This is a genomic window from Rhizobium pantanalense (assembly GCF_030182525.1).
GTDB lineage: Bacteria > Pseudomonadota > Alphaproteobacteria > Rhizobiales > Rhizobiaceae > Rhizobium.
In genome coordinates, this window is sequence record NZ_JAQJCH010000002.1 from 530,026 (window position 1) to 543,822 (window position 13,797).

11 protein-coding genes are annotated in these 13,797 nt (G+C 60.5%); 9 read left to right on the forward strand and 2 right to left on the reverse strand.

The features are described from left to right. Positions 1–24: 24 nt before the first annotated feature. Positions 25–1,281 carry an arsenic transporter gene (locus PH558_RS08530; protein WP_285203498.1) on the reverse strand — a complete coding sequence of 419 codons (1,257 nt, stop codon included), beginning with the start codon at positions 1,279–1,281 and terminating at the stop codon, positions 25–27. A gap of 121 nt (positions 1,282–1,402) precedes the next feature. Further along, positions 1,403–1,843, reverse strand: coding sequence for a universal stress protein (locus PH558_RS08535; RefSeq protein ID WP_285203499.1), 441 nt, complete (start codon positions 1,841–1,843; stop codon positions 1,403–1,405). Between the two features lie 823 nt (positions 1,844–2,666). Here PH558_RS08535 and cydD point away from each other — a divergent pair. From cydD to PH558_RS08580, 9 genes are all read left to right on the forward strand, one after another. Then, complete coding sequence (cydD, locus tag PH558_RS08540; protein ID WP_285203500.1) at positions 2,667–4,316, forward strand: thiol reductant ABC exporter subunit CydD; 1,650 nt, start codon at positions 2,667–2,669, stop codon at positions 4,314–4,316. Next, a complete protein-coding gene (gene cydC, locus PH558_RS08545) occupies positions 4,313–6,004 on the forward strand; it encodes a thiol reductant ABC exporter subunit CydC (RefSeq protein ID WP_285203501.1) in 1,692 nt (563 codons plus the stop codon). The genes cydD and cydC overlap by 4 nt, the downstream gene beginning before the upstream one ends. A 79-nt stretch (positions 6,005–6,083) precedes the next feature. Continuing rightward, on the forward strand, positions 6,084–7,679 hold the full coding sequence (locus PH558_RS08550; protein ID WP_285203502.1) for a cytochrome ubiquinol oxidase subunit I: 1,596 nt from the start codon (positions 6,084–6,086) through the stop codon (positions 7,677–7,679). A gap of 6 nt (positions 7,680–7,685) precedes the next feature. Next, complete coding sequence (cydB, locus tag PH558_RS08555) at positions 7,686–8,840, forward strand: cytochrome d ubiquinol oxidase subunit II (RefSeq protein WP_113407686.1); 1,155 nt, start codon at positions 7,686–7,688, stop codon at positions 8,838–8,840. Positions 8,841–8,858: 18 nt separating this feature from the next. Continuing rightward, positions 8,859–8,984, forward strand: a complete 126-nt coding sequence (gene cydX / locus PH558_RS08560) for a cytochrome bd-I oxidase subunit CydX (protein ID WP_285203505.1) — start codon at positions 8,859–8,861, stop codon at positions 8,982–8,984. Between the two features lie 329 nt (positions 8,985–9,313). After that, positions 9,314–10,717: an aminotransferase-like domain-containing protein gene (locus tag PH558_RS08565; RefSeq protein WP_285203507.1), complete on the forward strand. Its 1,404-nt coding sequence runs from the start codon at positions 9,314–9,316 to the stop codon at positions 10,715–10,717. Positions 10,718–10,914: 197 nt separating this feature from the next. Beyond that, complete coding sequence (locus PH558_RS08570; protein ID WP_095436578.1) at positions 10,915–11,319, forward strand: DUF983 domain-containing protein; 405 nt, start codon at positions 10,915–10,917, stop codon at positions 11,317–11,319. 135 nt (positions 11,320–11,454) lie between these two features. Further along, positions 11,455–12,165 carry a FadR/GntR family transcriptional regulator gene (locus PH558_RS08575; protein WP_113407689.1) on the forward strand — a complete coding sequence of 237 codons (711 nt, stop codon included), beginning with the start codon at positions 11,455–11,457 and terminating at the stop codon, positions 12,163–12,165. Positions 12,166–12,253: 88 nt separating this feature from the next. Then, positions 12,254–13,786 carry an ABC transporter substrate-binding protein gene (locus PH558_RS08580; protein WP_285203808.1) on the forward strand — a complete coding sequence of 511 codons (1,533 nt, stop codon included), beginning with the start codon at positions 12,254–12,256 and terminating at the stop codon, positions 13,784–13,786. The last annotated feature ends 11 nt before the right edge of the window (positions 13,787–13,797 follow it).

Here is a 13,797-nt window from a genome sequence, read left to right on the forward strand (position 1 = left end):
CTATAAACCCGATGTTGTTTGCCGTCAGATCAGGGCGAGGGCCGCAAGCGAGAGTATCAAAGCGGGAAACATCACGAGAGCGCCGATCCTCAGAAACGCCAGCGCTCCCATGTGCAGCCCTTCGCGGCGAAGAGCGGCAAGCCAGAGGATTGTGGCGAGTGAGCCGGTGACGGAGAGGTTGGGGCCGAGATCGACGCCGATCAGCACCGCGCCAGCAATGGAATCAGGAACATGGGCGGCCTGTACGGCGCTGCCGGCGAAAAGACCGGCCGGTAGATTGTTGACGAGGTTGGAGACGATGGCAACGGCAAGCCCGGCCGCGCCGATCGCCTGTGTCTGCGACTGAGCCGCCAGCGATGCCAGCTTTTCGGACAGGAGAGCGGTGAGGCCGGTATGATTGACTGCCTCGACGATCACGAAAAGGCCCGCAACCAGGGGTATCACGCTCCAACTTATGCCACGAAGCGTCTCCAGCGGATTTTGCCGGGTAAGGGCGAGAACGATGACGGTCGTGAGGAGGCCTGCGGCAAATGTCGGGATGCCGAGATCGAAATTCATCGCCGACGCCACGATCAGAATGAGGGCGGTCACCACGAGACCCCATCCTGCCAGCTTGGCGCTGCCGGAAAGGGCGGGTTGTCCGACATCGCGGGCGATCGTGTCTTCCGCCAATGCATGTCGCTGCGTCCAGTAGAGACAGGCGAAGGTGACGATGATCGACACGATGGATGGCAGTAGGAAGGTCTGCATCCAGCGCGACAGGGGTGGCATCTCGCCGCCGGCGAAGATGACCAGATTGGCTGGATTGGAGATCGGCAGCACGAAGCTCGCGGCATTGGCTATGAAGGCGCAGACCAGCAGATATGGCATGGGGTCCTTCACTCGTGCCGCACGGCAGGCTGCATAGACGGCCGGCGTAAGCACGACAGCGGTTGCGTCGTTGGACAGAAATACCGTCACAACCACGCCGACGACATAGACGAGCACGAACAGCCGGCGAGGAGAGCCCTTGGCATGCGAAGTGGCGATAGCCGCGACCCAATCGAAGAGCCCTTCGCGCCGCGCCAGCTCCGACAGCAGCATCATGCCGATCAGGAAGAGATAGACATCGAACCCTTTGGATATGCCTGTCCATACATCGCTTGGGCCGATGAGCCGCAGCGTAACGAGAAGTGCTGCGCCGAGCACCGCCCAGATCGCTTCCGGCCATCGGAATGGGCGTGTTACGACACCGAGGGCGGTCAGGCCGGCGATGCTCCAGGTGATGGCGGATTCGGTCATTCAGCTCGTCTTGGATTTGAGGTCGGAGCGGCTATGTAGCATCCCTGCCGGGCCGCGCAAACCGTAACCACGCCATGTTTCGATAGAATCCGGCATGACAGACCGCTCACCTAAGGGAGCGCTATGCCTTCCTTGCTGTATCGTCATGCGATTTATCGGCTCGCTCGACGAGGACGGAACATTCTGCGTGGCGGATGACATATTCGACCGTCGAGCCGAATATGCGGTCGATAATATCGGAGGTATGCGTCGCAAGAATGATCAGGTCAGCCTTCTTCTCCTTGGCGACGGTCAGCAGCGTCTTCGATGCCGTGCCCATGCGTACGTCGACGGAGGCGGCAATGCCGAGACGCCTGCACAGAGCATCGAGCTTTTCCTCAGCCTCCGTGATCACCGAAACAGCCCAATCGTCCGGGCTTTCGCGCCCGGAGGGAAAACGCTCGATAACATGCGCGACCGTCAATTCGCCGCCTGGAGATAAAAGTGCCTGAGACGTTCGCAACAGACGTTCGGCGCGCTCGCGCGAGCCCAGCCCAATTGCGCAAATGATCTTGTCATACATTGCATTCTCCCAAAACGTCCCGGCCCGAAGCAGTTCTTCGGCCTCGCTTGCAATCTCTCCGGTTAAACTTGCCGGACAAGCAAACGCGTATCCAGCACATCGATAATGACAGCATCCGTCAAGTCTCGTTGCCGGCATGATGCAAACCATACATATCTGTAGGCCCTCGGCCGATGACTGCTCGTCTGGCAGTCGGCGCGGTCCATTCGATTGGGTGATTCGCCAGCCTGCCGTGAAGTTTAGCGCAATAGAGGTCAAATGGTCGCGGTTTTCATGTCCGGTCGCATAGCGAGCGGCTGCGGATCGACGCTTTCCGAAAGAGACGTCAGAATTGGGAAAATTGCTGCAGCGCAAACAGTTTAGGCGCCGAACGCCGGGCGCCCCTATCGCAACAACCTAGAAATATCATAGGCTTCTGCGTCAATCTGACATGGCTGTAGCGAAGCCCTGCGACATCCTGCACGCTTTTGCGCAGTGCACAAACTGTCTTAGAACCATGTCGCGAACAGCTTGCCATGGGATCAACCCTTCGGCGAGACGGGTACTGCTATTCTTGTCGCTGACAAGAGGCAGAAAGCCGGTCATATTGGGGCTCCGATATCGTCGATTGCGGCAAGTGCGTTCTGGGTTCGACGAAAGATTGATGATCTGCAATGCAGTTCATTCGATCTTGATTGGTCGGCGGACCCTCCTTGATGACACTGACTTGAAAGGACGGGCTCACGTGACAGCCTCCTCCGCCACCGATGGAATGTTGGAAAGACGCAAGGTTGCGAACCCTGCGTCGGAGAGTTTGACTATCGGCAAGGCGGCGAAGGAGCCGATGGCCACAAAGTGTCGCGGCCTCCGTCTTGCATCGGCGCTGCTCTGCCTGTCTTCTCTCGGATGGATCGGTCAGGCGGCAATGCTTGCGGTCGGTGTCGGCGCGATCAGCGAAGGTGGCGGTGTCGGCGAGGTCGCGGTTCCCGCCGCCGTGGTTGCGGGTATCGGCGTCCTGCGGGCCTGTCTGGATTCGGCGGGCGGGCGGCTCGCATTTGTCGCTGCGCGCCGGGAGCTGAGCACGCAGCGTGCGGCGGCGGCTGCAGCGCTTGCTGCACGTTCCCCCCTCGATTGTGCGAGGCCGGCATCCGGTTTGGCGGCAAGTGTGCTGGGCGAGCAGGCCGAAGCGGTCGTTCCTTATCTCGCGCGCTTCCGGCCGACCCGTATGAGAGCAAGCCTAGTGCCGCTGGTAATGCTCATCTGCATCCTGCCGATTTCCTGGCTGGCGGCACTGATTCTCGCGCTTTGCGCGCCGCTCATCCCGATTTTCATGGCATTGATCGGCTGGCGCGCAAAAGCCGCCAGCGAGAAGCAGCTTGCCGAAACCGGCGGCATCAATGCCTTCCTGCTCGATCGTCTTCGCGGCCTCGCGACCATTCGCGCGCTCGATGCCGTCGATCTCACGGCCCGGCGCCTGCGCGCCGATGCGGCCTCGCTGCGGCTGCGTACTATGGCTGTGTTGAGGATCGCATTTCTGTCTTCGGCGGTGCTCGAATTCTTCGCCGCGCTCGGCGTTGCCGCGACAGCCGTTTATGTCGGCTTCAGCCTCTTGGGCTCGATCGAAGTCGGCACCTGGGACGGTCGCCTCACATTGACGCAAGGGCTCTTCATTCTGCTGCTTGCGCCCGCCTTTTTCGAGCCGCTTCGGGAGCTGTCCGCAGTTTGGCATGACCGTGCCAGCGGGGAGGCGGCACTTTCGGCACTGAAGGAACTCGCATCATCGCGCCAGACCATTCTCGGCGGCACAGACATGCCGTCACCCATGCCGGCAGGCGAGGCCGGTGTTGAGATCGAAGCGCTGGCCTTCCGCCATACGCCGGAACGAGACGCCGCAATTGATCATTTCGATCTCTCGATCACGGCCGGGGAACATGTAGCGCTCTGGGGTGCCAGTGGCTCGGGCAAGACCACGCTTCTGTCGCTGATTGCGGGTCTTGCGCGATACGAGGCCGGTGTCATCAGGATCGGCGGCGTCCCGCTGCGTGACGACACAGCGGATGCATTGCGCCGTCGCATGGCTTGGATAGGTCAGTCACCGCATATCTTTGCCGGCAGCGTCATGCGCAATATTGCTCTAAGACGCGACGGCATCGATGCTCCTGCCGTTGCTTCAGCGCTCGAAGGCGTTGCTCTCGATAAGGTGTTTACGCCGGAGCGGGTAGCTGCGGTCGGCGAGGGAGGGCTCGGTCTTTCCGGCGGCGAGGCGCTGAGGCTGATGCTGGCGCGGATGATGGTTGATGAGCGAGGCGATATCATCCTAGCGGACGAGCCGACCGCCCATCTTGACGCGCGGACTGCGGCCGCAGTCACGGATACCTTGCTCGCGCTCGCCGAGAGCCGCATCCTGATCGTCGCCACGCACGATCCCGTGCTGGCCGCGCGAATGAATCGCATCGTCCGGCTCGATGAGCGGGCGCGAAGGGTGGCGGCATGAGGACGTCCCTCAAGAGCCTCCTGCCGTTGGTGAAGCTGTTCTGGGTCGAGCGTGGCGCGAGCCTTGCTCTCGGTGCCGGCTTGTCCGTGCTGGCCATGCTTGCCGGCGGCGGATTGCTGGGGCTGTCCGGCTGGTTCATCACCGCCTCGGCCTTTGCCGGCCTGACGGTCGCAAGTGCTGCGATTTTCGACGTGTTTATGCCGTCGGCCGGCATACGCCTGCTCGCCATCGGCCGGACGGCCGCCCGATACGGCGAGCGGCTTATGACGCATGATGCGACCCTCAGGGTTCTTGCCGCCTTGCGCGAGAGGTTGTTTCGCGGCTGGGCGGAGCCCTCCGCGGCCGCGGCCATGATCCGCCGGCCGGCAAAGCTGCTGTTTCGCCTGACGAATGATGTCGACGCGCTCGATTCCCTCTATCTGCGTGTGCTGGTGCCGGCCGTTGTCGCCATTCTTGCCGCTATTGCAGTGACGATAGCGCTCTGTTTCATCGATCCATCGTTCGGCGTTATGGCAGGGCTGTGGCTTGTCGCGCTCTGTCTTGGTCTGTCCCTCGTCGCCGCGCGTCTGGCGCTGAAGCCAGGGCGTCGCCGAGCCCATGCGATGGAAGCGTTGCGTGCCCGGGTTGTCGATCTTGTTGCCGGTCAGACCGATCTGGCGATGGCTGGACAGCTGCAGGCACAACGGGCGGCGATCGTCGAAGCGGATCAGCGATTGGCGGAGGCTGACAGCGTCTTGAATAGGATCGACAGTGGCGTCGCAGCCGGCTTTTCACTTGGCTCGACATTCCTGTTGACGATGACGCTGCTTGTGGTTGCCATGTTTGCCAAGCAGGGCGCGATTGGTGCGCCTGCCGCCGCTTTCGCGCTGCTTATCGCCTTCGCCGCCACGGAACCTTTTGCGGCTCTTAGACGAGGGGCGCTCGAACTCGGGCGAACATTGCTTGCCGCAAGGCGCATTGCGCCTCGATTGAGCCCGTCCGCCGCTCCCATGCCCCGGATTGAACCGGTTGCCGGCTACGCCTTTCAGCTCAGCGCTGTCGTTGCCGGACACGAGGGAGCTTCCCGCACGGTCCTGAAGGATCTGTCTCTGTCGCTGCCGGTCGGCGAACGGCTGGCAGTCGTGGGTGAAAGCGGCGTCGGCAAATCGACGTTGCTGGCCCTGCTGGCCGGCGAGATCGCAGCGACGAACGGCGCGGTGGCTCGTCAGGCTGCTGCGACGCTAACGCAGCGCAGCGACGTGTTTCGAGACACGGTGCGAGGCAATCTGAAGCTGGCAGCGCGTCATGCGGATGACGACCGGCTGCGCGATGCTCTCGCAACGGCCGGCTTGCTCGACGACATCGACGCACTCCCTCATGGCCTTTCCACGCGCCTCGGCGAAGGCGGCAGCGGCCTCTCCGGCGGTCAGCTTCGCCGGCTGGCGCTTGCAAGGCTCCTGCTGCGCGATACGCCGCTCTGGCTTCTCGATGAGCCGACGGAAGGCCTCGATGCCGCTACGGCCCGTGCCGTGCTTGCTCGACTGGCCTCGGTGGCCGATGGGCGCAGTCTCGTCATTGCAACACATATTCGTCGCGATGCCGCCTTGGCGGATCGGATCGTCGCTCTGGACGACGGCTGCATCGTCGCCATGGCGCAACGCGGAACGCCTGAATTCGAAATGCTTTTCGATCGGCTGCGGCCGGATTGAGGGGCAATCAACATGCCCGCGACGCGTCGAATGGCGCCGCATTCCTGTCAGATACACCGTAGGGGGTGGGAGAAAGACTATGGAACTCGATATCGTGGCGCTGTCGCGCCTGCAGTTCGCCATGACGGCGCTGTATCATTTCTTATTCGTGCCGCTAACGCTGGGCCTTTCCGTGCTGCTTGCCATCATGGAGACGACCTATGTCATGACTGGCCGCCAAATCTGGCGGCAGATGACGAAGTTCTGGGGGACGCTCTTCGGCATCAACTTCGTGCTCGGTGTCGCCACCGGCATCGTGATGGAATTCCAGTTCGGCATGAACTGGAGCTACTACAGCTATTATGTCGGCGACATCTTCGGCGCGCCGCTGGCGATCGAAGGATTGATGGCCTTCTTCCTCGAGGCGACTTTCGTCGGTCTGTTCTTCTTCGGCTGGGACAAGCTGTCGAAGGTCGGCCATCTAGTTGCGACCTGGGCGGTGGCGCTGGGATCGAACTTCTCGGCGCTGTGGATCCTGATCGCCAATGGCTGGATGCAGAACCCGGCAGGCTCGGCGCTCAACCCACAGACCATGCGCATGGAGATCGTCAGTTTCTTCGATGTCGTCTTCAATCCGGTGGCGCAGGCGAAGTTCGTTCATACCGTCTCGGCCGGCTATGTCTGCGCCTCGGTCTTCGTGCTTGGTGTCTCGGCCTGGTATCTCCTGAAGGGCCGCAGCGTCGAGCTCGCGAAGCGTTCGATGACGGTTGCCGCATCCTTCGGCCTGGCTTCGGCGCTTTCGGTCGTCGTGCTTGGCGATGAAAGCGGCTATCTGACGACCGAACATCAGAAGATGAAGCTCGCGGCAATCGAAGCCATGTGGAAGACCGAACCGGCGCCGGCCGCCTTCACCGCCTTCGGCTTCCCAGATCAGGAGGCCCGCGAGACCCACTATGCCATTCACATTCCATGGGCCATGGGCCTGATCGGGACGCGATCGCTGACGACGGAAATCCCTGGCATCGACAAGCTCGAGGAACAGGCCAAGGACCGTATTCGGGAAGGTATCAAGGCTTATGACGTGCTGATGAAGATCCGCGCTGCCAAGCCGGCGGCGCCCGGCGAAGTCTCGCAGGATGTAGCCACTGCCCGCACCTCCTTCGAGGATATCGGCCACGAGCTCGGTTATGCACTGCTGCTCAAGCGCTATGTCGACGATCCTCGCCAGGCGACGGAGCAGCAGATTGCGCAAGCGGCTGGCGACACCATTCCGAATGTGCCGACGCTCTTCTGGTCCTTCCGCATCATGGTCGGCCTTGGGATGTTCTTCATCCTGCTGATGACGGTCTTCTTCTGGCTCTCGGCTCGCCGGAAACTGGATCGCTACCCGCTCTTGTTGAGGATTGCGGTCTTCGCCATTCCGCTGCCCTGGGTCGCCATCGAACTTGGCTGGGTCGTTGCGGAATTCGGCCGTCAGCCATGGATCATCGAAGGCGTGTTGCCAACGGCTGCGGCCGTCTCCAATCTTGGCGCCAGCACTGTGCTTCTCACCATCCTCGGCTTTGCCGCGCTCTACACGGTTCTCATCGTCATCGAGATGACGCTGATGATCAAGGCGATCCGCAATGGTCCCGAAGCGGATGACGAGCCGGAGGCCAAGCTGATTTCCGAAAACCTCGTTCCGGCTGCGGAGTGACCTGCCATGATCCTGCATGAATTGATCGATTATGAGACCCTGCGCATCATCTGGTGGCTGCTTCTCGGCGTGCTTTTGATCGGCTTTGCTGTCACCGACGGTTTCGACCTCGGCGTCGGCACGCTCCTTCCGTTCGTCGCCAAGACCGATACGGAGCGGCGTATCGCCATCAATTCGATCGGCGCGACTTGGGAGGGAAATCAGGTCTGGCTGATCCTCGGCGGCGGCGCCATCTTCGCCGCCTGGCCACCGCTTTACGCCGTGTCCTTCTCCGGCTTCTACCTCGCCATGTTCGCAATTCTCTTCGCGCTGATCCTGCGGCCGGTTGCGTTCAAATACCGTTCCAAGCGCGATAGCGCCGGCTGGAAGGCGGGCTGGGACTGGGCTTTGTTCGTTGGCGGTTTCGTTCCATCGCTGATCTTCGGCGTAGCGGTCGGTAACGTGCTGCAGGGCGTGCCGTTCCGGTTCGACGATGATATGCGCATCTTCTACGAAGGTTCCTTCTTCGCGCTTCTGAATCCATATGCACTCCTCTGTGGTCTGCTGTCGGTTGCCATGCTCGTCATGCACGGTGCCGCCTGGCTTCTCGTGAAGACAAATGGGGTTGTCGCCGAACGCGCGCGTCGGTTCGGCATGGTGGCGGCTCTGGTCGTGATCGTGCTCTTCGCGCTCGGCGGCCTGTTCCTTTGGATCGGCATAGACGGCTATCGCATCGCCAGTGCAATCGATGTCGTAGGCCCGTCCAATCCGCTTCTAAAGACGGTGGAACACAGCGCGGGGGCATGGCTTGCCAATTATGGCAACCATCCATGGATGATGATCGCACCGGCTCTCGGTTTCCTGGGTGCAGCAGCGGCCTTGCTTGGCATGCTCGGGCGGCGGGAAGTGACTGTGCTGCTGTTCAGCAAGCTTGCCATCTTCGGCATCATCTCGACGGTCGGGCTGTCGATGTTTCCCTTCATCTTGCCGTCCTCACTTGATCCGCGCTCCAGCCTCACGGTCTGGGACGCTTCGTCCAGTCACCTGACGCTCTTCATCATGCTTGTCGTCGCCGTCATCTTTCTGCCGATCGTGCTTGCCTACACCGCATGGGTTTATCGCGTGCTGTGGGGCAAGGTTGACGAAGCGACGGTGAACGATAAGGGCGGCCACGCCTATTGATCTGCAAGGAGATTTCGCATGTGGTATTTTGCCTGGCTTCTTGGCTTCCCTCTCGCCGCAGCATTCGCCGTCCTCAACGCCATGTGGTACGAACTGGTGGATGATCAAGCGAAAGCGAAAGCCGCGCTCGCTCAAGAAAAATGAGCGAGTGTCCATCCTTGATGGAACTTTGCCATACGATCGGCACGCCGTAGCAAAACCGGCGTGCCGCGCCTGCAAGAGCGAATGGCGATAACCGGAATATAGGTTCCTGGGTTTATGACTGCCGAGTTGATCAAACAGCTTTGTCATGCCGTCAATTACGGGAGTATGGGCTGGTTCAAGGCATTCATGGATCAATAATATTAGGATATTTGGTCTTCTTAGAGATGAAAAGTGGGGTAGACAGCTCCACATAACGAGAATTGTATGTAATGATATGCCATCAATGCCGGCTGGAGTTTCAGCTCGGGTCCGGTCTCGCGGAGCATGAAATGAAAGACTGGCATCCCGATCTCAGCCGCTCCTCCAGCCCCCGCTACATTGCTATAGCCGACCTGATCGAGATGGATTTGCGCAGCGGCGTTCTTGCCGCTGGCGACAGGTTGCCGCCGCAGCGTGCGCTTGCCAAGCGTCTCAACATCGATTTTACGACGGTTGCGCGCGGCTACGTCGAGGCGCAGAAGCGCGGGCTGGTGGATTCCCATGTCGGACGCGGGACGTTCGTGACCGGCAGGCAGGAGAGGGAGCGCCGAAATTTCGCTCTGGACACCGCTTCCGATCCGCGTCGTGCGTCCGCGATCGATTTCTCGATGAATCTGCCGCCGGAACCGAACGATCCTGACCTCCTTGCTCGCATGCAGGAGGGCATGTCGGCCGTAGCGGTCGATCTTATTCCCTTGCTCCGTTATCAGGGATTTGGCGGGCTGGCTGTGGACAAGGAGGCTGCCGCAACCTGGCTCAGCCGCCGAGGCCTCACCCCGGCACAGGAGCGCATCTTCATAACACCCGGCGCGCACCCGGCCTTGCTGGCGATCTTTGGCCTCTTGGCCAAGCCGGGCGAAACCGTTCTTTCGGAAAATATCACCTATCCCGGCATGCGTTCGATTGCGGCGCAGCTCCGGCTCAATCTCTCGGGCCTGGCGATGGATGACGAAGGTGTCTTGCCGGGAGCTTTTGAAGAAAGCTGCTCGCGCCTGCGACCGAAGGCGCTTTACCTCAACCCGACACTGCAAAATCCGATGACGCTGACGATTCCGCAGGCGCGGCGCGAAGCGATTGCTGCGATTGCCCGCAAATATCATGTGCCGATCATCGAGGATGATGCCTACGGCTTCATTCCGCTGGATGCGCCAGCGCCAATGGCTGCCATCGCACCGGATCTGACCTGGCATATCGGTGGGTTGGCGAAGTGCATTGGTGCGGGATTGCGTCTGGCCTTCGTCGTGGCGCCGGATACCCGGTCGATATGGCCTTTCCTGAGTGCGATGCGGAGCAACAATGTCATGGCGTCGCCGCTCAACATGGCGCTTGCAACGCGCTGGATCGAAGACGGCACTGCTGATGGCATTCTGCGTTTCATTCGCACGGAGGCCGCCGCCCGCCAGGAGATGGTCGCTGACATATTGCCATCAGGCAGCTATCGGGCTGACCCCATCAGTTTCAACATCTGGCTGCCGCTCGGTAGCGGCTGGACGCGTGCCACCTTCGGCAGCCATATGCGCAATGCAGGTATCGGGGTTGTCGCAAGCGACGCCTTCACGGTAGACGGCGTGGCAGCTGAGGCCGTGCGCGTTTGTCTCGGTGGCCCAATAGGCCGCGAGGCCTTGAAGGGTGCCTTGAATTTCATGGCGCATGCGCTGCAGGGGCCGCCGGAATTGGCCGCCTCCTTCTTCTAGTCTTCTCGCGCAACATCGCTATTGATCGATGGGGCACAAACCCCTTACCGCGCCTATTCTCTTCATTCGCCAAGATTGCCACTGCGTCATTCTGCCAAATGGACGTATCGAATGCATTCATTATATTTATATTGAATGCATGAAATCTGATTATTGATTGCCTTCCCTTGGAAGATTGATTCAGGAGTGATGCTGTCATGGATACCGAATATCCCCCGCTGAGCCCACTGCAGACTGGCCTTCGTTGTCGTTGCCCGCGTTGCGGGCAGGGGCGTTTGTTCGATGGGTTCTTGACCCTTCGCAAGCAATGCGAAGGGTGTGGTCTCGATTATTCCTTCGCGGATCCCGCCGATGGGCCGGCTTTCTTTGTCATCTGCTTTGCCTGCATCCCGAGCGTCCTTCTCGGCGTCTGGCTGGAGGTGGCGTTCTCGGCGCCGGTGTGGGTGCAGTTTCTAGTGACTGGCCCCTTCATGCTGGCGACTTGCGTTCCACCATTGCGACCGTTGAAGGGGTGGCTGGTGGCGAGTCAGTACTTCTACAAGGCCGAGGAAGGCAAGCTCGCGCGCCTGCCAGCGACGGATGCGCCTCGTGTCACAAATTGAGATCTGCTCCCGAGGGGCGGAGCAAAGACTGCCAATCCCGTGGCTATGAGGATCATGCGACATCTGCCTTATTCTCTTGACGGATATCCTACAAGTCCATAAGTTGCGCGCCATGTCCCGAGGAGCTTGGGTTTCATGGTGGGAAAAGTCATTCAGCCTTTGACGCGCGCACCGTTGCTACATGTCTCCGTGCAGGAGAGCTTGCGCAGCTATATTGCCGATAACGGGCTTGAGGCGGGCACGATGCTGCCGGCGGAGGGGGAGCTCGCGGCGCAATTAGGTGTCAGCCGCAACTCTCTGCGCGAAGGCATAAAGGCGCTGGAATCTCTCGGTGTACTGGAGACGCGCCGCGGCATCGGCATATTCGTCAAGGCATTCTCCTTCGCGCCGCTGCTGGACAATCTCGCCTACGGGCTCGGCGATGCGCTGCGACACATGGAGGAAGTGCTGGAAATCCGCCGCACGCTCGAAGTGGGCCTGATCGGCAAGACGCTCGACATGATCGGGCCGGAGGATCTGGCGGAACTGCGTGCCACAGCCGACCGCATGCGCGCTCACGCCGAACGCGGCGAACCTTTTGCTGAAGACGATCAGCTCTTTCATCGCCTGCTGTTTCGCTGCCAGGGCAACGAGACCTTCGTTCGCCTGATCGATGTCTTCTGGCTCGCCTTCTACAAGGCGTCCCGCTTCTTCGATCTGGACGATGTCGATCCAATGGCCACCTGGCGTGATCATGAGGCGATCGTCGATGCGCTGGAATCCAAAAATCTCAAGGAGGTGCGCATGCGCCTCGACCGCCATTACGAGGGAATTTCGCAGGTGATCGCCAACAATAAGAAGAAATAGCGATCGCAAACACGGGAGGAGGATCATCATGAGGAAAGCTTTTCATCTGCCGGCAATCGCGTTGGCAGCGTTGCTGTCGGCCACTGCGATGCCCGTCTTGGGTGGCCTAGCCGCACCTGCCACCGCCACAACCATGTCTGGGGGCTTCGATGTCGGCCCGGGCGGCTTCCAGGGCAACTTCAATCCGCTAGCGGCAACCGCCGGTCTCACCTGGCTCAGCACCTACTTTGAGCCGCTGGTCAGCTACGATGAAAAGCTGCAGAAGATCGTCGGCGTGCTTGCATCCTCCTATGAGGTGAGCCCGGATCAGCTGACCTATACGTTCAAGCTTGCCGATGCCAAGTGGCACGATGGCAAGGCTTTCACGGCCAAGGACGCCAAGTTCACCATCGATCTTGCGGCCAATGCCAAGACCGGCTCGATCTTTGCCGCCCGTTTTAAACTCCTGTCATCCGTCGAGATGCCGGACGATCATACCCTCGTTATCAAACTTTCCGCACCCTCCGCGAGCCTGCTCGATACGCTGGCCAAGATCATGGTACTGCCTGAGCATGCGCTTGCCGCCGTGCCCCTCGATCAGCTTGCGAAGAGCACTTGGTGGTCGACCTCGCCGATCGGGACGGGGCCATTCAAATTCGCCAAATATGTGCAGGATCAATATGTCGAACTCGCCGCCAATCCCGACTATCGCGGCGGCAAACCCGTTCTCGATCGGCTGATCAACCGCTATTTCGCCAATCCGGCTGGGGCGATCTCGGCGCTGCGGGCAGGCGAGATCCAGTTCACCTATGTCGATTCCAACGATGTGCCGACCTTCAAGGACGACAAGTCCTTCAAGATCATCGAGGGCGATTCCTTCGTCGTCAATTATCTTGGTTTCAACCAGGATTCGCCGCTTTGGAAGGATCTTCGCGTCCGGCAGGCCGTCATGTACGCGATCAATCGCGATGCGATCATCAAGAGCCTCTATGGCGGCGCGGCAAAGCCGGCCAATTGCGCTTATGTCGCCAAACAGCTGGTTCCGGACGGCATCGAAGCCTATCCCTACGATCCGGCCAAGGCCAAGCAATTGCTCGACGAGGCTGGTTGGGACAAGGTCAACGGCGGCAAGCCGATCACCTTGCTGACCTATTACAACACGCCGCTTGCGACGAACGTATTGGCGGCCGTGCAGGCGATGTTGGCGCAGGTCGGCATCAATGTCGTGCCGCGCGCCGTCGATGCCCCGACCTATAATGGCATCGTGCTGAACCCCAATGCCGACGTATCGCAATTCCAGCTCGTCTATGCCGGCCTGCAGAACGGGCCTGATCCAAGCAATATCAATACCGGCCTCAACGAAAAGCAGATCCCGCCGGCGGGCGCCAATGTGGTGCGCGCGCGCATGCCCGATCTGACCAAGGCGCTCGATGCGGCGATTGCCGAAACGGACGCCGGCAAGCATGATCAGCGCTGCCAGGATGTCTGCAAGGTCATGAATAAGGATCTGCCCTGGGCGACCATGTGGGTGGCGAACCGCTATGGCGTGGTTTCGTCCAAGGTGAAGGATTTCATATGGACACCGGCGCCGGGCGGAGGGCCGTACATCGCGCATCCGGAAGCGTGGAAGCTCTCAAACTAGGTTTTGAGCCG